The 19,947-nt window shown below is 40.5% G+C and carries 19 protein-coding genes and 2 pseudogenes; 10 read left to right on the top strand and 11 right to left on the bottom strand.

The window, feature by feature from the left end:
• Positions 1–62: 62 nt before the first annotated feature.
• The 8 genes from WAX46_RS01965 to sppA all read right to left on the bottom strand — a co-directional run bounded on the left by WAX46_RS01965 (position 63) and on the right by sppA (position 6,575).
• Positions 63–578 carry a MogA/MoaB family molybdenum cofactor biosynthesis protein gene (locus tag WAX46_RS01965; protein ID WP_336493282.1) on the bottom strand — a complete coding sequence of 172 codons (516 nt, stop codon included), beginning with the start codon at positions 576–578 and terminating at the stop codon, positions 63–65.
• A gap of 93 nt (positions 579–671) precedes the next feature.
• On the bottom strand, positions 672–1,859 hold the full coding sequence (locus tag WAX46_RS01960; RefSeq protein WP_226566484.1) for an acetate kinase: 1,188 nt from the start codon (positions 1,857–1,859) through the stop codon (positions 672–674).
• Between the two features lie 229 nt (positions 1,860–2,088).
• Positions 2,089–3,063, bottom strand: a complete 975-nt coding sequence (locus WAX46_RS01955; RefSeq protein WP_336493281.1) for a class I SAM-dependent methyltransferase — start codon at positions 3,061–3,063, stop codon at positions 2,089–2,091.
• 87 nt (positions 3,064–3,150) lie between these two features.
• Entirely contained in the window at positions 3,151–3,651 is a 501-nt protein-coding gene (gene tpx / locus WAX46_RS01950; protein ID WP_226566486.1) for a thiol peroxidase, read from the bottom strand.
• Positions 3,652–3,761: 110 nt separating this feature from the next.
• Entirely contained in the window at positions 3,762–4,214 is a 453-nt protein-coding gene (gene ytfJ, locus WAX46_RS01945; RefSeq protein ID WP_226566487.1) for a GerW family sporulation protein, read from the bottom strand.
• A 14-nt stretch (positions 4,215–4,228) separates the two neighbouring features.
• Positions 4,229–4,918 (bottom strand): DUF2953 domain-containing protein, encoded by a 690-nt coding sequence (locus WAX46_RS01940; RefSeq protein WP_226566488.1) that lies wholly within the window; start codon positions 4,916–4,918, stop codon positions 4,229–4,231.
• A 116-nt stretch (positions 4,919–5,034) separates the two neighbouring features.
• Positions 5,035–5,559, bottom strand: coding sequence for an RDD family protein (locus WAX46_RS01935; RefSeq protein ID WP_226566489.1), 525 nt, complete (start codon positions 5,557–5,559; stop codon positions 5,035–5,037).
• 14 nt (positions 5,560–5,573) lie between these two features.
• Entirely contained in the window at positions 5,574–6,575 is a 1,002-nt protein-coding gene (gene sppA, locus WAX46_RS01930; RefSeq protein ID WP_226566490.1) for a signal peptide peptidase SppA, read from the bottom strand.
• 430 nt (positions 6,576–7,005) lie between these two features.
• On the opposite strand from sppA, the gene WAX46_RS01925 reads away from it, so the two are divergent.
• The 10 genes and pseudogenes from WAX46_RS01925 (at position 7,006) to WAX46_RS01880 (ending at position 17,406) form a co-directional block, all read left to right on the top strand.
• On the top strand, positions 7,006–7,809 hold the full coding sequence (locus WAX46_RS01925) for an NAD kinase (protein ID WP_226566491.1): 804 nt from the start codon (positions 7,006–7,008) through the stop codon (positions 7,807–7,809).
• Positions 7,810–7,922: 113 nt separating this feature from the next.
• Positions 7,923–9,362, top strand: coding sequence for a DEAD/DEAH box helicase (locus tag WAX46_RS01920; RefSeq protein WP_226566492.1), 1,440 nt, complete (start codon positions 7,923–7,925; stop codon positions 9,360–9,362).
• 189 nt (positions 9,363–9,551) lie between these two features.
• Positions 9,552–10,601: a fatty acid desaturase gene (locus tag WAX46_RS01915; RefSeq protein WP_226566493.1), complete on the top strand. Its 1,050-nt coding sequence runs from the start codon at positions 9,552–9,554 to the stop codon at positions 10,599–10,601.
• A 127-nt stretch (positions 10,602–10,728) separates the two neighbouring features.
• Complete coding sequence (locus WAX46_RS01910; protein WP_226566494.1) at positions 10,729–11,865, top strand: sensor histidine kinase; 1,137 nt, start codon at positions 10,729–10,731, stop codon at positions 11,863–11,865.
• The gene (locus WAX46_RS01905; protein WP_226566495.1) at positions 11,862–12,461 is read left to right on the top strand and encodes a response regulator transcription factor; all 600 of its coding nucleotides are present in this window, start codon (positions 11,862–11,864) and stop codon (positions 12,459–12,461) included. Before WAX46_RS01910 ends, WAX46_RS01905 begins: the two co-directional genes overlap by 4 nt.
• Before the next feature lie 156 nt (positions 12,462–12,617).
• A pseudogene (locus WAX46_RS01900) lies at positions 12,618–12,809 on the top strand (ABC transporter substrate-binding protein); the annotation flags it as partial.
• A gap of 110 nt (positions 12,810–12,919) precedes the next feature.
• Positions 12,920–13,609 (top strand): response regulator transcription factor, encoded by a 690-nt coding sequence (locus tag WAX46_RS01895; protein WP_226566496.1) that lies wholly within the window; start codon positions 12,920–12,922, stop codon positions 13,607–13,609.
• On the top strand, positions 13,609–14,613 hold the full coding sequence (locus WAX46_RS01890; protein WP_226566497.1) for a sensor histidine kinase: 1,005 nt from the start codon (positions 13,609–13,611) through the stop codon (positions 14,611–14,613). Before WAX46_RS01895 ends, WAX46_RS01890 begins: the two co-directional genes overlap by 1 nt.
• 101 nt (positions 14,614–14,714) lie before the next feature.
• Positions 14,715–15,476 carry an ABC transporter ATP-binding protein gene (locus WAX46_RS01885; RefSeq protein ID WP_226566498.1) on the top strand — a complete coding sequence of 254 codons (762 nt, stop codon included), beginning with the start codon at positions 14,715–14,717 and terminating at the stop codon, positions 15,474–15,476.
• Positions 15,466–17,406 (top strand): ABC transporter permease, encoded by a 1,941-nt coding sequence (locus tag WAX46_RS01880; RefSeq protein ID WP_336493280.1) that lies wholly within the window; start codon positions 15,466–15,468, stop codon positions 17,404–17,406. Before WAX46_RS01885 ends, WAX46_RS01880 begins: the two co-directional genes overlap by 11 nt.
• 44 nt (positions 17,407–17,450) lie before the next feature.
• Here the strand turns inward: WAX46_RS01880 and WAX46_RS01875 are convergent.
• The 3 genes and pseudogenes from WAX46_RS01875 to WAX46_RS01865 form a co-directional block, all read right to left on the bottom strand.
• Positions 17,451–17,710: pseudogene (locus WAX46_RS01875) on the bottom strand (amidohydrolase family protein); the annotation flags it as partial.
• 136 nt (positions 17,711–17,846) lie between these two features.
• The gene (gene mbcS, locus WAX46_RS01870) at positions 17,847–19,424 is read right to left on the bottom strand and encodes an acyl-CoA synthetase MbcS (protein ID WP_226566500.1); all 1,578 of its coding nucleotides are present in this window, start codon (positions 19,422–19,424) and stop codon (positions 17,847–17,849) included.
• Positions 19,425–19,646: 222 nt separating this feature from the next.
• Positions 19,647–19,859 carry an alpha/beta-type small acid-soluble spore protein gene (locus WAX46_RS01865; protein ID WP_226566501.1) on the bottom strand — a complete coding sequence of 71 codons (213 nt, stop codon included), beginning with the start codon at positions 19,857–19,859 and terminating at the stop codon, positions 19,647–19,649.
• Between the last annotated feature and the right edge of the window lie 88 nt (positions 19,860–19,947).

The raw sequence follows: 19,947 nt of genomic DNA, 5'->3' as shown, positions 1-19,947 counted from the left end.
TGTTTTTTCAACCCCTTTATGAAAAAAACTCTGCCAATTTTTCTTGGCAGAGTCATTTTGGGCTATTTTTGATCTTTTACAAGCTCACGCAAGACGTGAGGGAGCTCTGGCATAATGAGTTTGGTCATCGCTAATCGAACCGCTCCGATAGAGCCTGGTGTGGCAAAGACAGCTTTTTGGTTGATAACCCCTGCCGTTGCTCTAGACAAGATAGCCGCTGAACCAATGTCTTCTGTATAGCTTAGCATGCGAAAGATTTCGCCAAAGCCTGGCAGCTCTTTGGAAAAAAGGGGAGTAATGGATTCAATGGTTACATCCCTTGCGGCAATACCTGTCCCCCCATTTAACAAGACGGCATCAATCTTCACTTCACTTGTTCCTTCTAATACGGCGTCTTGAATCGCTCCAATTTCATCTTTCACAATATCGTATGCAAAAATCAGATGTCCCTGTTCTTTAAGCAAATCAATCATGAGACGGCCGCTTTTATCCGTTTCTTTCGTCCTTGTATCACTGACCGTAACGACTTTTAAGTGCAGCCTCGCTTTCGCTTCTCGTTTATGTTCTTCAACGCTCATCTTCCGTACCGCTCCCTTTCGTTTTCGTATTGGACCCATTATAGCATTTCAAAAAAAAGCTCTCTTCCTTATTGGAAAAGAACTTCTCAATCTTTATTCCGCTAAGCGCATAACGTCTCTTGCAATCATCACTTCTTCGTTCGTTGGAATCACGATGACTTTAACAGGAGAGTGGGGGTAACTGATGAATGCTTCTTCGCCTCTCATGTTGTTTAGAGAAGGATCCCAATAAACGCCCATGAATTCTAGCCCACGAAGTACACGTGCTCTCACTTCTGAACTGTTTTCACCAATTCCAGCTGTGAAGATGATCGCATCTACGCCATTCATTCTCGCTGCATAAGATCCGATGTATTTGTGAATACGGCTAGCAAAGATATCAAGGGCTACTTCTGCACGGTCGTTTCCTTCTTCTGTTGCTTCTTCTATATCACGAAGGTCACTTGAAAGACCAGACACGCCTAAAAGACCACTCTTCTTATTCAAAGTAGAGAGTACTTCTTCAGCAGTATGTCCTGTTTTCTCCATAATAAATGGGATGAGGGCAGGGTCAATGTTACCTGAACGTGTACCCATCGCAACACCAGCAAGTGGTGTAAAGCCCATTGATGTATCGATTGATTTTCCGCCTTCTACTGCTGCGATACTCGCACCATTTCCTAGGTGACATGAAATTAAACGAAGCTCTTCAAGAGGACGACCTAATAGCTCTGATGCACGCTCTGTGACAAACTTATGGCTTGTCCCGTGAAATCCATATTTACGAATACCAAAGTTTTTGTAGTAATCGTACGGAAGGCTGTATAGATAAGACTGCTCTGGCATTGTTTGGTGGAAGGCTGTATCGAACACAGCGACCGCTGGTACGTCAGGCAGAATTTGTTTGAATGCTTTGATTCCTACAACGTTTGCAGGGTTGTGAAGTGGTGCAAGCTCAGAAAGCTGATCAATGTCATTGATGACTTCATCTGTTAATAGAACAGAGTCGCTGAACTTCTCTCCCCCGTGAACGACACGGTGTCCTACGCCATCAATTTCATTAAAGTCTTTGATGATGTGGAATTCAGTTAATTTTTCAAGCAGCATTTTTACAGCTACTGCGTGATCTGGGATATCAGTGATTTCTTTTTTCTTTTCTCCATCTACAGAAATCATAAAGATACTGTTGTCCATTCCTATTCTTTCAACAAGACCTTTCGTTAAAACGTTTTCTTCTGGCATGTCAAACAATTGGAATTTAAGGGATGAGCTTCCTGCGTTGATTGCAATAATTTTGGACATTCTTGTCGCTCCTTTTACTCAGTTGTTATATAAAATTTCACGTTTTTTCCGGTGCTATATTCAACCTGTTTGGCGGGTCTTTTATAGTTTAACGATAAGTCCGAAAAATATCTGACTTTTTCATTTAAACATTGAAAACTTTGCATTTCAAGTACACCTTTGAACTGTTATCGCTTACATCAATAAGTCGTTATTTTCTGAAAAGTAGAATAGCCAGAAATCATTCTGGCTATTCTTTCGTTTCTTTTTCTTCTATAAACCACTGGTCTAATTTTCTCATCACGCCGACCATCGCTTCCTTCTGTGAGAAAGATGGCAGATTGGCAAACAACATCCGTTTTGGCGCTTCTAGCCCCTCTTTTTTCTTTTGCATGACAAATAAGCTTTTGGCGTGCTTTTTGTCTTTGAACATGGAGACTGGCAGTTGAATTAAAGCATTCATATATGCGTGATCTTTGATGAAATCCTTTAATTGCACACTTTCTTTTCCTTCAAACAAGTCGTTAGGAATGATGAAGAATAAGAAACCGCCTTCTTTCGTGTAACGAAGACTTTGTTCAATGAATAAGTAATGCGCAAAGGAATGTCCTTCTTTTGCCTTTAATTCAAAGTCTGCTGCACGCTCATCATTTGGGTAATAGCCAACTGGAAGACTGCATACGGTGACATCTGCCGGTGAGATGAGAAGCGGATCAAGGCTGTCCTGATGAAAAAGCTCGACTTCTTTTTCTTCTAAATTCGCCTGTGCCCAAGCAATTTTAATGAGGACATCATCAATATCAGAGGCAAAGCCGCGTTTTGTTTCTGCAGTGAGATTGTTTAAGACAGCAAGGAGTAAGTTTCCTGTTCCCGCTGCTGGATCAAAGACAACAAGCTCTTTTTTTTTTTCTAACAATTTATTGACCAAATAGCTGACAAATAGCCCAATCGTATCTGGCGTCATTTGACGGTTTGGATGTGAAATTTCCTTTTGTCCTTTCAGTACGGCGAGCTGAAACGCCTTTCGAATCTGCTCATGATCATAAGAGGCAAAATCTGCTTTCTCTATTAAGTCCTTTAATAAACAGTTTCGATCGTTTGCCTGAAAGAAGGCCTCACCTGCCTCTGCCAATGCTTCAATATAGGAAAAGCTCTGTTTCTTTTTCAATCGATTGGAGGCTGTATCGAGCAGCTCAAAAATAGTACTCACTTGATCTTTCTGCAATGCTTTTCTCTCCTCGCTTTGTTAAAGCTATATGTTTTCATTGAAAAGAGCCCCAGTACGAAGCCGGAGCTCTTTTCAATGCTGCTTTTATAACAGTGATTTTGCAGCTTCAATGGCTTTTTCATAATTTGGATGATTCGTTGCTTCCCTTACGTATTCAGTGTAAACCACTTTACCGTTAGGGTCTAATACAAAAACTGCACGCGCCAATAAACGCAATTCTTTGATACATACACCAAACGCTTCACCAAAAGACATATCTCTGTGATCAGATAATGTTTCTACATTTTCAATTCCGTTTGCTCCGCACCAGCGTGCTTGTGCAAATGGAAGATCCGCACTAATCGTATAAATATTGACCGGACCTAAATCGGCTGCCTCTTCATTGAAATGTCTTGTTTGTGCGTCACACACACCTGTATCAATAGAAGGAATCACTGAAAAGATCGTCACTTTTCCTGCTAAATCAGAAAGTGAAACTTCTCCGAGTGAGTTCGTTAATACCGTAAAATCTGGGGCCTGTTCACCTACTTTCACTTCATTTCCTACAAGCGTTACAGGGCTTCCTTTAAATGTGATCGTTGCCAAAACAATTCCCCCCTTATCAAATGTATGCTTCTATTCTAGTAGAGAAATTAAAAAACTGCAAAGCCTAATCGTCCATTTTAAAAAAAGTTAACTGCAGCGCAGCTAACTTTTTACAGGTCGATGTCATCTAGTTTTCGTTCTTTGTGGCAATGCTCCTGTTCATCTTTCTTAAACATGTGCTTAAGACGGTCAATTGCTTGAGGAGCAGAATCCAATATTTTATCAAGCAAATGTGTGTGTTCATCCAAATGAAGCATTCGAACTCCGTTTGTTCCCACAATTAAAAAGGCAATTGGTGTAATGGATACCCCGCCACCACTTCCGCCACCAAATGGGAGTCTCGGTTCTTTTCGTTCTTGTTCATCAGAACGGTTTTCTTTCTTTTGGTTACCGGTAAATTCACTGCCGCCGGCTGCAAATCCAAAACCGACCTTTGATACAGTGAGAATGACGCTGCCGTCAGGGGTTTCCACTGGATCGCCGATAATTGTATTCACATCTATCATTTCTTTTAAGTTTTCCATCGCTGTCTTCATCAGACCTTGGATTGGATGATCTGCCATTTTCATGTTCCTCCTTAAACAGATGATTCATTCTTCGTTGCTTGAAGAGAGGCATTTTTTCTTGCCTTTCTTCCTTTTAACCAATGGACAAGTAATCGAATGGCTGCAAGCATAGCATGTCCAATACGAAAATAAGCTATACATGTAAAATGTATCTGTGACACATTGTGCTGAAAGGCAGGAATCACTTCATATACAGGTTTATGCTTAAAAGTAAGGTGCTCCTGCATAAAGGCAAGCAGTGCTCCTTTGACTGACCACACACCGCCTGCTGCTACACCTGTTAAAGCTGCGTCATGAAAACCGATCCATGTCGACCAGTGAAAAGATACAATTTTCATATGAATAAAGAATTGGCGCATGATTCGGTTTAGATCGACAATCTCTTTTGCGATCCGCTCAATTTGATGAAGAATTTGCTTCATATCACCTTTGTCTATTTTTTTATGGATAGATTCTTTTTCATTACTAGGCGTTTTGGAGCTGTCCATATTCTTTTCACGAATATCAATTGTTTGATCTTCCTTATTCACTCTCACCATCGGAATCTCTTTTTTGAGCCTGACAATTCCATATAAGGTGATGACCTTCAGTGCAAGATAGTCTTTGTCATTTGCATGTGAATACTCAAGTGATATAGTCACTTTCATGAAGATCAATAAGATCACAAGGAGACAAATAGCTGCGATCCAAACGTAAAGCACTGTTCTCACTTCCTCTATAACAAATGATGCTTCCTTTACGATTATGGCTCTCATGCTGGATTTTATACCCAATCATAAAAAAAGAGTTTGACCGGCCTCGGTCAAACTCCCTTTGATTACATGCTTGATTCTTTTTTTTCATACAAATGTTCATGGACGACCACCGTATCAGCAAAGTAGTCATGAACCCCTTGCTTTTTCGGTGAGAACCCAACAACAGCATAGAGAACAAAAAGCGTATTAATATATCGGCCAACGATTTCTCTAAAGAAAATGACATCCCATGTCAGCTGCTTCTCAGGCTGAAGTGAGACAACTTTGATCCCAAACACCATCTTGCCGAGTGTTTGATGAAAAATTTTTGTCATGATGGCGAAATAAAGCAGGAAGACAATCGTCGTAGTGACTGAAATTGGAGAAAACCATCCTCCTCCTTTTGACCAGCCAAACAGACTAAAGATGGGAGAAACCGTCAAATGGTTAACACCCCAGACGACGAGCCAATCAAGGATAAACGCCCAAAATCTAATCCAAAAACCTGCAAAGGCCTGTGCTTCAATTGAAACGCGCTTCCCAAGGGCCGGCTGCGATTCTTCCTCTTGGCTGCGGCTTTCGCTTACTTCATCGAATGTAGAATCCATCTATGATCCCTCCTTTATTTTGAATAGAGATACATCGGTTTAGACCCGTTTGATCCAGCCAGTGTTTCTTTTAAATTCAGAAAATCAATTTCGCTTTTAAAGAGCTTGCTTGCGCTCATATTCAAGAGAGAGTTCCAGCCAAAGCTTTGAGAATAGCTGACAACCTTTGCCCCTTTTAATCCTTTTTCATTTTTCTTCATCGCTTTTATTGCATCTTCATAGTATCCAAGCTCATCCACTAATCCGTTGGACTTCGCCTGCGTTCCATCATATACTCGGCCATCGGCAATTTTCTTGACGTCCTGTTTAGACATGCCGCGTCCTTCAGAGATGACTTTGACAAACCCTTCATAGGAGTTGTCTACCATGCTTTGCATGATGTCGCGCTCAGCCTTTGTCATATCACGATCTGGAGACATGATGTCTTTATATTTTCCACTCTTAATGGTTTCATATTTAATGCCTAAATTATCCGCTAGCTTTGAATAATTCAAACTTTGCATGATCACGCCTAGAGAACCTGTTAATGTTTCAGGGGAAGCAAAGATTTTCTTTGCTGGAGTCGACACATAGTAGCCGCCAGAAGCGGCCATTGATCCCATTGATACGTAAATTGGCTTCTTCGCTTTTTTCACTTCCTCTAATTTTTTATGTATTTCAGCACTTTCGTAAACACCACCGCCAGGAGAGTTGACGCGAAGCAATACACCTTTTACAGAAGCATCATCTTTTGCTTTATCTAATTCTTTTAAGAACGCACGATGATCATACGCTTCTCCGCCTAAGAGGCTTGATGCACCGCCGTTATCTTGAATGGTTCCATTAATCTCAAGAACAGCAATTTTACTCGCTCCGCTGCCATCCTCTAGTACCTTCTCTTCGATTTCATCCCCGAATTGATAGCTCATTTTATTGTCATTGAAGTTTTCAAACAAGGCCATCGTAACACTAATCACAATTGAAAATCCGAAAACACCAAGTGCAATGATTAAGGCTACCCATCTTTTCGCATTCATCTCTTTCTCCTCCTTTTTTATCTCACTTCATTCATACGAATACATACATGAAATGTTTCATAGGAATTTTGTTTTTTTTACATTTCATTTCAACATATGATAGCATCGATCTTAAAAGACGAACAACTTTACCTCTTCGATCTCAGAATCCCATGACGAGAAATTGTCTTTTTTCCTCTCCCCACGTCTAACAGCACAGGTGTTCAACGCAACGAAACAAACACCTTTTAACTTCTCTTCAATAAAAAAACAGCGTTTAAATTATGCTCAAAGTCAGCGATTTCGAATCACTTCTAACTTTCTATCTCTATGTGCGTCTTTCTAAATTTTTTACTTTTCATATAAAAAAAGTGTAAAATGTGAGCAAGGGTTTACATGTAAGCCCTTTACTATTGGAAATCTATTTTTGACAACAAAGGGGAGAACGTCAATGACAGACAAACGTCGCAATGTATTTTTCTTTTACAAAAAAGATCATGAATTGGATGGACACATTTCTTCTCTGGAGAAGCTCGCTTCCGATCAAGGCTTTCAAGTCGTAAATCGTGCAGAGGATGCCCATATTATTGCTTCAATTGGCGGGGATGGCACATTTCTTCAAGCAGTTCGCAAAACAAAGTTCCGTGATGACTGCTTGTACGTAGGGGTATCAAAAACAGAGAATTCGCATCTATACTGCGATTTTTCATTAGAGCATTTTGATAAAATGATTGATGCCATGAACTCCGAACAGATTGAAGTGAGAAAATATCCGATCATTGATGTAAGCATCGACAGTACCAATCAATTCCATTGCTTAAACGAACTGTCCATCCGCTCTAGCATCATTAAAACATTTGTCATCGATGTGTATATAGATGATTTTCACTTTGAAACCTTTAGAGGCGACGGGATAATTATTTCCACTCCGACCGGCTCAACGGCCTACAATAAATCCGTTAACGGCGCCGTGGTTGATCCGATGCTCCCTTGTATGCAAGTGACAGAGCTTGCATCATTAAATAACAACTCGTACCGTACACTTGGTGCTCCTTTCATTTTAAGCAGTGACCGCAAGTTGTCGCTGAAGGTCGTGCAGGACGGAAACGATCATCCAATTATCGGGCTTGATAACGAAGCACTCGGCACAAAACACGTAAACCAAATTGACATTGGTCTTTCAGGCAAAGTGATTAAAACGGTTAAATTAAAAGACAACTCCTACTGGGAAAAAGTCAAACGCAGATTCCTTTAATCAAAAAGCTCCTATACGGGGCTTTTTTTCATGTCTTCTCATTCACAATCATGCTGTCTTTGAAAAGATATGGTATGATGTCACAAGTATGAGTGTACGAAAAGGAGAACGCGATGCCATTACAACATTTTGATCAATATCCATTAAGCGATGAATTGAAACAAGCGTTAAAAGCGCTTCACTTCCATACACCTACACCCGTTCAGCACGAGACATTATCAGTTGCTTTTTCAAAGCAAGATCTGATCGTCAAGTCTCAGACAGGCAGCGGCAAAACAGCCGCCTATGGTTTGCCAATTTGTGAAATGGTGGATTGGGCCCAAAATAAACCTCAAGCCCTCATCCTCGTTCCAACACGAGAATTAGCAATTCAAGTCAAGCAGGACCTCACTAGCCTTGGACGATTTAAACGAATCAAAGCCGTAGCCATTTATGGAAAAGCCTCTTTTCAAACACAAAAAGTAGAGCTTGCGCAAAAAAACCATATTGTGTGCGGAACACCAGGGCGAATATTGGACCACCTTGAAAAAGGCACTCTTTCTTTAGAAAACCTCACATTTTTTGTGTTAGATGAAGCAGATGAAATGCTGAACATGGGGTTTATTGAGCAAGTCTCTGCCATTATTCAGCATCTGCCGCCTAAACGCATGTCAATACTCTTTTCAGCAACAATGTCTACTGAAATGAAGGAACTGAGTGAGCAATTTTTACAGTCGCCAAGAGTGATTGAGATGCGTGAGGAAATCCCTGTACAAAAAATTACCCACACTGTGATTGAAACAGAGGAAGAAGCCAAATTCTCACTTCTCCAACGAACGATCGTTATCGAAAATCCAGATAGCTGTATTATTTTCTGCAATACGCAGGAACGAGTGAATGAACTAACCATGAAGCTGGACGATTGGGATGTTCCTTGCGACAAAATTCATGGGGGTATGAGGCAGGAAGATCGCTTTGACGTCATGGATGAATTCAAAAACGGCGAGTTCCGCTATCTGATCGCAACAGATATTGCAGCTCGGGGAATTGATGTAATCGATATGACACATGTGATTCATTATGACCTGCCCTATGAAAAAGAACGTTATATTCATCGTACTGGAAGAACGGGTAGAGCGGGTAAAAGCGGGAAAACGATTGCCTTTATGACCAAGCACACGCAGCCGTTTATTGATGAATTAAAGCAGCAGGCCGGTATTGATTTTGAAACTCATCCTTATCCTACTAAGGAAGAAGCGGAGCAACATGTAGCAAGCTTCGAAGAGAAGATTGAAACACCTATTCAGAAGGAAAATAAGCAGGCAGGTGTAGAGAAGGATATTATGAAGCTCTATTTTAACGGTGGGAAGAAAAAAAAACTGCGCGCTGTTGATTTCGTTGGGACCATCGCCAAAATAGAAGACGTTGCATTTGATGACATTGGAATTATTACGATTCATGAAACGAAAACGTATGTCGATATTTTAAATGGCAAAGGCCCTCTTGTGATAAAAGCCATGCGTCACACAACGATTAAAGGCAAGCAGCTAAAAGTGCACAAAGCACGCTCATAAAAAGTGAAGGCAAAGCGCCTTCACTTTTTTATTGATGATGATACAAGGTCACAAACCGTGGTACCATCAGCCTTTATGATGCTCAATATGACATTTGTCATATTGAATATATGATGGGTGCTACTATGAGCATGATCTCTTTCCTTCTATACTGTGAAGTAGAAAGAAACGGAAAGGACTTGAACTTTCATGACGATTTCAACAAACAAGCAGCAGCAAGCAACTTTAAGGAAACAAGTAGGTCAATTTTCTGGTGCTGATTCAAAAAAAAGTATCATGCAGCTTTTCAATACATTTATTCCATTTTTAGGACTTTGGTTTCTAGCCTATTATAGCCTGAACATCTCCTACCTTCTCACCCTCTTGTTTGCGGTCATTGCAGCTGGTTTTTTAGTTCGTGTCTTTATTATTTTTCACGACTGCTGCCACCAATCCTTTTTTAAACAGAAGCCGCTGAATCACCTGTTCGGTTTCTTAACGGGTGTACTCACCCTTTTCCCTTATCTTCAATGGCAAAGAAGTCATTCCATTCACCATGCCACAAGCAGTAATTTAGATAAACGCGGCACAGGTGACATTTGGCTCCTGACAGTGAAAGAATATGAAGAAGCAGCTGTATGGACGAAAATTCGCTACAGATTATACCGAAATCCCTTTGTGATGTTTATTTTGGGGCCGATCTTTGTGTTTCTCATTCAAAATCGGTTCAACGTCAAGAGTGCTCGTAAAAAAGAGCGCTGGAATACGTATTTCACAAACGTGACGATTATTTTATTTGCAGCAGCCACATGTCTCCTCTTTGGCTGGCAAGGCTTCCTGCTTGTTCAAGGGCCGATTTTTCTCATCTCTGGATCAATTGGTGTGTGGCTGTTTTATGTGCAGCATACGTTTGAGGATTCTTACTTTGAAGCAGATGAACATTGGAATTATGTGCAGGCAGCTGTAGAAGGCAGTTCCTTTTACAAATTACCAAAACTCCTTCAATGGTTAACAGGCAATATCGGTTACCACCATGTCCATCATTTAAGCCCACGGGTACCAAATTATCATTTAGAGCATGCCCATCAGCAAAGTGAACCGCTTCAAAATGTTCCAACCATCACTTTGAAAACTAGTATTGAGTCAATGAAATTCAGACTATGGGATGAAGAGACGAAGGCATTTGTTACCTTTAAAGAAGCACGTCAGACGAGAATTACCCCTGTCATTAAAGGAGACATTCTCAAGAAGAATGCATAAACAGCCCAGGCTCTTTCTTACAATAGAAGGAGCTTGTTGTATTTTGTTGTATTTGCAAGATGCGGTAACGTGTTCAATTTGATAAAGTAGTGAAAAAGAATGAAAAAATGGAAAAGGTGAATCACGGATGAAAAAACAACTTAAAATTCAAAAACTGAATGGGATTTCCCCATATATTTGGGCTATTTTTTTCATCCTACCCTTTTATTTTATCTTTAAGACACCTTCGACTTTAGGCATTGTGATCGGCATTATATTGAACGTCGTCTTTTTCTCTGTCTACCGTTTTGCCTTTGTCGCAAAAAGCTGGTCGTTATATGTATTCGGCCTTCTATTAATCGCCATTTCTACTGGTTATGTCATGCTCTACAGCTACATTTATTTTGCTTTTTGCATTGCCTATTTCAATGGGCATATAAAAAGAAAAGTACCTTTCTATATCTTATACTATATCCATCTAGCAAGCGCCGCCGTTGCGGTGAACTTTAGTCTGATCTTAAAAAAGGGCTGGTTTCTCACACAAATTCCTTTTGTCGTGATCACACTCATTAGTGCCATCCTCCTCCCTCTAAGCATTAGGAGCAGAAAGGAACGTGAACGGCTCGAAGAAAAATTAGAATATGCCAATGAACGGCTCGCCGATCTTGTGAAGCTTGAAGAAAGGCAGCGCATTGCACGAGATCTGCATGACACCCTGGGACAAAAGCTTTCCCTTATCGGTTTAAAGAGTGACCTTGCCCGAAAACTCGTGTATAAAGATCCTGAACAGGCTCGTGCCGAACTAAAAAGCGTCCAGCAAACCGCTAGAACGTCTCTCAATGAAGTCCGAAAAATTGTTTCCTCCATGAAAGGCATTCGAATCAAGGATGAAATATTGAATATAAAACAAATACTCGAAGCGGCTGATATTGAATTGATTTATGATGAAAAGGAAGCGCCGAAACACATCTCTCTTCTCAACGAAAACATTGTGAGCATGTGCATCAAAGAGGCCGTGACGAATGTCGTCAAACATAGTAACGCCACTGTGTGTAAAATCACCATTCACCAAAAGTCAAAAGAAGCCGTCATCACAGTTGAGGATGATGGAACATTTAAAGGCGATCATCCACCCTTTCAGACGAAAGGGCATGGTCTTTTAGGGATTAGAGAACGATTGGAATTTGCAAATGGACGTCTGCACATTGAGGCAAAAGACGGGACAAAGCTGATTATGAGCATACCAAATGATTCATCAGCAAAAGAAAAGGAGGGGATGAAATGATTCACATCTTTATCGCAGAAGATCAGCAAATGCTGCTTGGTGCACTCGGTTCACTTCTCGATTTAGAAGACGATATGAAGGTTGTTGGGAAAGGCACAAATGGCCAGGATGCCATTGATTTTACCAGAAAACACTCAGTTGATATTTGTTTAATGGATATTGAGATGCCAGGTAAATCTGGGCTTGATGCAGCTGAAGAACTTAAAGAAACAAATGTAAAGATCATCATTTTAACGACCTTTGCCCGTTCTGGTTATTTCCAAAGAGCGCTGAAAGCTGGCGTTAGCGGCTATATGCTGAAAGACAGCCCAAGCGAAGAGCTGGCAAGTGCCATTCGCAGTGTGATGAAAGGGAAAAAGGTGTATGCCCCTGAATTGATGGAAGACTTATATAGCGACGAAAATCCTTTAACCGAACGAGAAAAATCCGTACTTGAACTCGTCGCACACGGCAAAAACACAAAAGAAATCGCAAAGGAACTCAGCATTAAAAGCGGCACTGTCCGTAACTACATATCCATTATTTTAGATAAACTAGAAGTCAAAAATCGAATTGAAGCCATCACACGCTCAAAAGAAAAAGGCTGGTTAAAATAGGAAAAAAGATCAAGTCATATGCCTTTTTACTTTCTAAAAAATTCCGTTATTTTTTATCACCAACTGGCAAAATGTAATTGACAACAGACCTATGATATATATTCCCTGATGCTCATCTTTGTCCTTGCATTGAACAGAAATCCTGTATGAAGAAATGAATTTTCCGGAGACTATATGATCATTAGCAAAGACAGCGAAATGGACAATTCCTATCAAAACAGTGAAATCTATAAATCCATTCCTGCTGTGAAAGTGTACGAAGCAAATGCTGAAGAATTTTACTTTAATGATTCACTCAAACTGAAATATCAACGATCATTCTTTAAAAAGCATTTTTTAGGTAAATAAGCTGAAGCCAGGGACCTCTTCCCTTGCTTTTTTCTTGTCTGCTTCTAGCGGCAACGCCTTTTTTCCGCTACAATTACATACAAGCTAATTCATAAAGTGTGGTGCTGGTTTTGTTTAAAATTTTGCTGATTGAGGATGATACAACCCTCTTCCAAGAAATCAAAGAACGTTTAATCAACTGGTCCTATGATGTCTATGGGATACACGATTTTCATCAGGTCATGAAGGAATTCACTTCTGTTCAGCCGGATCTAGTCATTATTGACATTCAGCTCCCAAAGTACGATGGTTTTCATTGGTGCCGGATGATTCGGCATCATTCAAATGTTCCAATCATCTTCCTCTCCTCTCGAGACCACCCTGCTGATATGGTGATGTCTATGCAGCTCGGTGCCGATGATTTTGTGCAGAAGCCATTTCACTTTGACGTCCTCATCGCCAAAGTAAGTGCGGTTCTTCGCCGCGTCCATGATTATAATGCAGAACCGGCCAACCTAAAGGTATGGTGCGGCGCTACCATTGATCTAGAAAAAAACACCGTGACCAATGAACATGGTGAGATTGAATTAACGAAGAACGAATTATTTATTCTCAAGGAATTGGTTCAGCATAAACATCATATCGTCAGCCGGGAATCACTCATCCAAGCGTTATGGGAGGATGAACGGTTTGTAAGTGACAATACGCTGACTGTAAATGTCAATCGCCTTAGAAAAAAACTAGACGAGATCTCTCTCGGTACCTTTATTGAAACAAAAGTGGGTCAAGGGTATCTCGCAAAGGAAAAGGATGATCAATGATGCTGCAAGCATTTTTAAAAGAACGAAGAAGCTGGATTCTGTTCTTCCTTAGCCTACAGCCACTCATTCTTTTTGTTGCTTATTTGGATACGACAATTCCAGTAGCTTCTCTTTTTTATATCGTTTTATTGTCTACGTTACTCATGATCGTCTTTCTTTTTTTCCGTTACCGAAAAGAAACAGATTATTATCAAAGCCTGAAAGAATGGGACGAACACATTGATCCTCAAATGCGGATGGGCCCCTCTTCCCCATTTGAACAGATCGTACATGATGCAACGTCAGAGCAAATCGCCCGCTACCGGCAGATGGCGGCTGAGCAAAAAAGCGCTCTTGAAGAAGAAAAAGATGAACTGCTTTCATGGATACATGAAGTCAAAACACCTCTAACAGCGATGCACTTAATGATTGACCGCTTAACAGAGGAGCCCCTGAAATCGAATATGACGTACGAGTGGCTCAGAATTCATTTATTACTTGATGCACAGCTGCACCAAAGCAGAATACGTCATATTGAAAATGATTTATTGATTGAAAAGCTGGATCTGCAAAACATCATAGCGAAAGAAATCAAAGCGCTCCAATCATGGTGCATGCAAAAAGGGATTGGCTTTGAACTAGCATTAGAAGAACGAGACGTATTAAGTGATTCAAAATGGTTATCCTTTATAATGAGACAAGTGCTGACAAATGCAGTCAAGTACAGCCATTCATCTGATATTGTCATCAAAAGCAGAAAAAAGGATGAACAAGTGATTCTCACGATTACAGATCAAGGCAGAGGAATTGATCCGAGAGACCTGTCTCGTATCTTTGAAAAAGGCTTTACCTCCACAAGACATCACAATGACACCGCCTCCACGGGAATGGGGCTGTATTTAACCAAAAAAGGAACAGACGCTCTTCATATGACAATCGATGTCAACTCCACAATGGATCAAGGTACAACCTTCACCTTTATCTTTCCGAAAAAGAATGAATTTGTTCATATTGCGAGCATGTGACAATATTGTCACATGCTCGTCTGTTTTGTTCGCCAAATCGAAGGAAGTCAGTCCGGCTTCTTTTTATACTAAAGTTATCAAAAGAAAAAGGAGTTCATCATATGAATATTTTAGAAGCTCGCAAGCTATATAAAAGCTATGGAAATAAATTCAATAAACAAGAGGTGCTCAAAGGCATTGATCTAACCATAGAAACAGGAGAGTTTGTCAGCATTATGGGGCCATCAGGATCAGGGAAAACAACACTCCTGAATGTATTGTCATCTATCGACCATGTCTCTAGTGGATCGATTCGTATCGCAGAAGCTGAAATGACTCAAATGAAGGATCAGCAGCTCGCTGAATTCAGAAAAAAACAGCTTGGTTTTGTCTTTCAGGATTATAACTTACTTGATACACTGACCGTCAAAGAGAACATCCTTTTACCATTATCGATCTCCAAAACGCCTAAAAAGGAAGCCTTTGAACGCTTTCAACAGCTCGCTGAGGATATGGGGATTTATGAACTTCGAGATAAATATCCGAATGAATTGTCTGGGGGACAAAAGCAGAGGACATCGGCGGTTCGTGCCTTCATTCATGAGCCTAGTCTCATTTTCGCTGATGAACCAACTGGCGCACTTGATTCCAAATCTGCATCTGATTTACTCAACAAGCTGCAAGATTTCAATCGCAAACGAAAAGCGACCATTGTGATGGTCACACATGATCCTGTCGCAGCCAGCTATTCAAGACGAGTCATTTTTATCAAGGACGGACAGATCTATACACAGTTGAATAAAGGCGCTTTAGAGAGAAAGATGTTTTTCGAAGATATTATGAAAACGCAAGGTGTCTTAGGCGGTGTGAAGCATGAACATTAATCAGCTCGTCTTCCGAAACCTGAAGAAAAATTTGAAGAATTACTATTTATACGTGTTTGCTCTTGTGTTTAGTGTGGCACTCTATTTTTCTTTTGTCACCTTGCAGTATTCACCAGCACTTGATGAGGTGAAAGGGTCCATTAAAGGCGGTGCTTCTATTAAAACCGCTTCTATCCTAATCATTGTCATCGTAGGCATCTTTCTGCTATATGCAAATAGCATATTCATTAAACGCAGAGGAAAAGAAATTGGCCTCCTGCAGCTCATAGGGATGACGAAACAAAAAATTACCAAGCTTCTCAATGCAGAAAACTTTATCCTATACATGATCTCCATGGCTATCGGCATATTCGCCGGATTTATCGGCTCAAAGCTGATGCTGATGGTGCTATTCAAAGTGACAGGCGTTAACGCCATTGCCAACCTTCATTTCTCAGGCATGGCCCTTTTGCAAACGATCATCGTCTTTCTATTGATTTATGTACTGATTATGCTGAGAAATAGACGTTTTATTAAAAAGCAAACGATCCTAGCTTTATTTAGAACAACGTCTTCTACAGAACAGCGCGTCAAAAAAATCTCTGTGTTTGAAATCATCATTGGGGTTATGGGTATTGTCTCAATCAGCTCAGGCTATTACATTTCTTCTCAGCTTTTTAATGGCTCATTCACATCGATGCCTTCGTTATTTTTAGCCATGATTTTTATTCTAGGTTCTGTCATTATCGGTACCTTTCTTTTCTATAAAGGCTCTGTTTCATTCATTGCCAATATCGTAAGAAAAAGAAAAAATGGCTACCTTGCCATTCATGAAGTCTTGTCACTGTCATCGATTATGTTCCGCCTAAAATCAAATGCACTGCTTTTAACCATTATTACAACAGTTTCTGCACTTGCAATTGGTTTGTTATCATTCAGCTACATTTCGTATTACTCAGCAGAAAAAACAGCAGAACAAAACATTCCGGCTCATTTCGTCATGGGTTCAGAAAAGGGAGCAGCTACCTTCACTCGTGCACTTTCTGACAAGCATATTGCTTATGAAGAACAACAGTTCAAGGTCATTCAAGCCGATTTTGATGTAAAGAAGATCATTGATACAGAGTTAATTAGTCTGGATGAGAATCCAGGAGTGTTGACACTACCAGTGATCAGTGAGAAGAATGCACCCAACTTTCATGTAGAGAACGACGAAGTCATACTAAGCGGCTACAATGATTTAATGAGAAAATTCATGCCCATTAAAAGCTCAGGTGATGTGCAACTTCTAATAAAGAAGCCGCTTACTTTAAAAGTCATTGATATGAAAAGAGATTATTTAATCTCTTACAGGTTCACTTTTAGCGGCTCCCTCCCTGTTGCAGTGGTTAGTCAAGAGGTTTTTGAACAGCTGGATCAAAAGAAAGATCCTAAGCTTCAGTTTGAGAATAACCAATATATCGCGATCAATGTAAAAGATGAGAAACAAATAGAACAAGGCAATGACGTGTTTACTTCTTTAAAAATGAGTGATGGAAGCATGTCTCGTTTAGAGGAGAGTCAGCAGCAAAAACAAGCGACAGGACTGCTGATGTTTGTTGTAGGCTTTTTAGGACTGAGTTTTCTTGTCACATCAGGCTGTATTTTATATTTCAAACAAATGAATGAAAGTGAAGAAGAACAAAGCTCGTACACGATCTTACGTAAGCTTGGCTTTACTGAAAAAGATCTATTAAGAGGCATTCGACTCAAACAGCTATTTAACTTTGGCATTCCGCTGCTAGTCGGTTTGCTGCACAGTTACTTTGCCATTCAATCAGGCTGGTTTCTATTCGGCGGGGAGCTGTGGACACCAATGCTGATCGTCATGTCGATTTATACTGTTTTGTATTCTGTCTTTGGATTCCTGTCTGTCCAGTATTATAAAAAAGTCATTAAAGAATCCTTGTAATTTATCCCCATAGGCCTCTGCTTATGGGGATTTTGTACTTTATTTAATGGTGTTGATTCAAACTTGTGCGATAAAATATGATCACTAGCAGAATATGCTTTTTGTTTGACCTCTTCTCGGTTCACTCCAACAAGCATCCCGTTTCACTGCCTTTCCAGCAATATAGACGGAATCAACATTTAAAGGGTGTGCCGTTTGGACAACCGCCCCAGCTGGATCTGTCATCCGAAGAAGATTCATGCTGCAATGCATGAGCTCCGTTTATAGTTGCTGCTTCAAGCATTTTCCTGGCATCGTCCCCTATGTGACAACATTTAAAATGTGCATACTACATAACGCAGTCAACAGCTGATCTGATGATTGAAAGTGCGTTTTTTTCATGCGGGCTACAAAAAAGCGCTGGATGTTTTCCATCCAAACGCTTCTCGTTTCATTCATGATTATGCTTTTCGCTCAAGCTCTCTTTCTCTCAGCTCTACACGACGAATTTTCGCTGACGGTGTTTTTGGCAGTTCGTCAATGAATTCGATTTCTCTTGGATATTTATATGGTGCTGTTGTATTTTTCACGTGTGATTGCAGCTCTTTGATGAGCTCATCACTTTGTGCAGATGCATCACGCAGGACGACGTATGCTTTGACGATCGATCCTCTGATTTCATCAGGGCTTGCCACGACAGCACATTCTTTCACTGCTGGGTGTTTGATGAGCGCATCTTCTACTTCAAACGGCCCAATGGTATAGCCTGAGCTGACAATAATGTCATCTCTGCGGCTTTCAAACCAGAAATACCCGTCCTCGTCTTTTTTCGCACGGTCACCGGTAATAAAGTAATTTCCGCGTCGCTGCGCCTTTGTCCGTTCTTCATCTTTGTAGTATTCCTTAAATAGAGCAGGTGTTTCGAGATGAACGGCAATGTCACCAATTTCTCCTGGAGCACAAATGCTGCCGTCGTCATCAATGATGTCCACTTCGTTACCAGGAGTTGGTTTTCCCATACTGCCTGGCTTGATATTCATTCCTTTTAATAAACCTACTAGCAGTGTACTTTCTGTTTGACCGTAGCCATCTCGAACTTCTATATCGAAATGTTTTTTGAATGTATCGATGACTTCACGGTTTAGCGGCTCTCCTGCAGAAACGGCACTATGTAGCTTTGGCAGTTGATATTGACTCAAGTCATCTACTTTGGCCATAAATCGATATTCTGTTGGTGTACAGCATAAGACATTGATTTCATTTTTTTGAAGCAGTTCTAAGTACGTATTTGGATGAAATTTACCTCCGTATACAAAGCCTTCCGCTCCACTTCCCAAAACAGATAAGAGTGGACTCCACACCCATTTTTGCCAGCCTGGTCCTGCTGTCGCCCATACTTTATCTCCTTCATCGATCGAGAGCCATGCTTTAGCAGCTGTGCGTAAATGAGCATAAGCCCACCCATGAGTATGAACAACTCCTTTTGGATTACCTGTTGTGCCTGATGTATAGGATAAAAACGCCATGTCAGTCCGTTCTGTTTGTGCCATTTGAAGCTCGCTTGATTGTTGTTCTTTCTGAGCTAAAATGTTTGCCCAGCCATGATCGTTTTCGCCAATCGAGAATGTTTTAAAACCTTTTGGTTGATTCGTTCCATCGAACGATTGAATGAATGAAGCGTAAACGATCGCTCCCTTTGCTTCTGCATGTTCAATCCGGTAATCTAAATCTTTCGCACGAAGCATTTCTGAGCAAGGAATGACGACCATCCCTGTTTTCAAAATAGCTAAATAAATGCTGTATGCCTCTAGCATGCGCGGCACCATCACAATGATTTTATCGCCTTTCTTAAAGCCTGCATGTAACAAAGCATGACCGATTTTATTCGCCTCTTCCACTAATGCTGCATAAGTCACATGCGCCTCATCACCATTTCCGTCCTGCCAGTGCAGGGCCATTTTTTTCCGGTCATGACTAAACGCTTCAATCTCACTGACTAAGTTATATTGTTCTGGTGCAATTAAGTCTTCTCTTTTCATGGTACAGCTCCTTTTAGCCTCTTTCTATGAAATTAATGATGTTTCAAATGACCTATTCACTCATCACTGAAAAACGCTTGAATTAGGACCTACTCCTAGTATTATGCCATAATTTTTTCAATCCGTCTTCCTTTTTTAAAAATATTCTAACAATTTATATGTACAAAAAGAAAAGAGCGGGGATGAACCCGCTCATAAGCCATAGCTTTTAAATTGTGTGTCTTAGAAAGATCCGCCACCCATATGTTGTTGAGCGTAAGATACAAGACGTTTAGTGATTTCTCCACCAACTGATCCGTTAGCGCGAGATGTTGTATCTGGTCCAAGGTTTACACCAAATTCTGAAGCGATTTCATACTTCATTTGGTCGATCGCTTGTGCAGCGCCTGGAACGACTAATTGATTAGAACTGCTTTGTCTGTTTTGTTGAGCCATGTGTTCTCACCTCCTTGTGAATATAGAATGTGTAGAAACACATGACTTCATGCGATTGATTTTATGGTAATTATTATGAAATGTTTAA

This window comes from Bacillus sp. FJAT-53060, from assembly GCF_037104745.1.
Lineage (GTDB): Bacteria > Bacillota > Bacilli > Bacillales > Bacillaceae > Bacillus > Bacillus stratosphericus_B.
The sequence above is the reverse complement of the archived record's forward strand: the minus strand, read 5'-3'. Positions and strand labels throughout refer to the sequence as shown.

Excerpts from the sequence above, each read along its gene's own strand:
- WAX46_RS01865 (WP_226566501.1), bottom strand. The coding sequence starts at position 19,859 with ATGGCTCAACAAAACAGACAAAGCAGTTCTAATCAATTAGTCGTTCCA.
- WAX46_RS01935 (WP_226566489.1), bottom strand. The coding sequence starts at position 5,559 with ATGGATTCTACATTCGATGAAGTAAGCGAAAGCCGCAGCCAAGAGGAA.
- WAX46_RS01890 (WP_226566497.1), top strand. The coding sequence starts at position 13,609 with ATGCTGCAAGCATTTTTAAAAGAACGAAGAAGCTGGATTCTGTTCTTC.
- mbcS (WP_226566500.1), bottom strand. The coding sequence starts at position 19,424 with ATGAAAAGAGAAGACTTAATTGCACCAGAACAATATAACTTAGTCAGT.
- WAX46_RS01965 (WP_336493282.1), bottom strand. The coding sequence starts at position 578 with ATGAGCGTTGAAGAACATAAACGAGAAGCGAAAGCGAGGCTGCACTTA.
- sppA (WP_226566490.1), bottom strand. The coding sequence starts at position 6,575 with ATGAATGCGAAAAGATGGGTAGCCTTAATCATTGCACTTGGTGTTTTC.
- WAX46_RS01920 (WP_226566492.1), top strand. The coding sequence starts at position 7,923 with ATGCCATTACAACATTTTGATCAATATCCATTAAGCGATGAATTGAAA.
- WAX46_RS01885 (WP_226566498.1), top strand. The coding sequence starts at position 14,715 with ATGAATATTTTAGAAGCTCGCAAGCTATATAAAAGCTATGGAAATAAA.
- WAX46_RS01905 (WP_226566495.1), top strand. The coding sequence starts at position 11,862 with ATGATTCACATCTTTATCGCAGAAGATCAGCAAATGCTGCTTGGTGCA.
- ytfJ (WP_226566487.1), bottom strand. The coding sequence starts at position 4,214 with ATGGCAGATCATCCAATCCAAGGTCTGATGAAGACAGCGATGGAAAAC.
- WAX46_RS01880 (WP_336493280.1), top strand. The coding sequence starts at position 15,466 with ATGAACATTAATCAGCTCGTCTTCCGAAACCTGAAGAAAAATTTGAAG.
- WAX46_RS01925 (WP_226566491.1), top strand. The coding sequence starts at position 7,006 with ATGACAGACAAACGTCGCAATGTATTTTTCTTTTACAAAAAAGATCAT.
- WAX46_RS01960 (WP_226566484.1), bottom strand. The coding sequence starts at position 1,859 with ATGTCCAAAATTATTGCAATCAACGCAGGAAGCTCATCCCTTAAATTC.
- WAX46_RS01910 (WP_226566494.1), top strand. The coding sequence starts at position 10,729 with ATGAAAAAACAACTTAAAATTCAAAAACTGAATGGGATTTCCCCATAT.
- WAX46_RS01915 (WP_226566493.1), top strand. The coding sequence starts at position 9,552 with ATGACGATTTCAACAAACAAGCAGCAGCAAGCAACTTTAAGGAAACAA.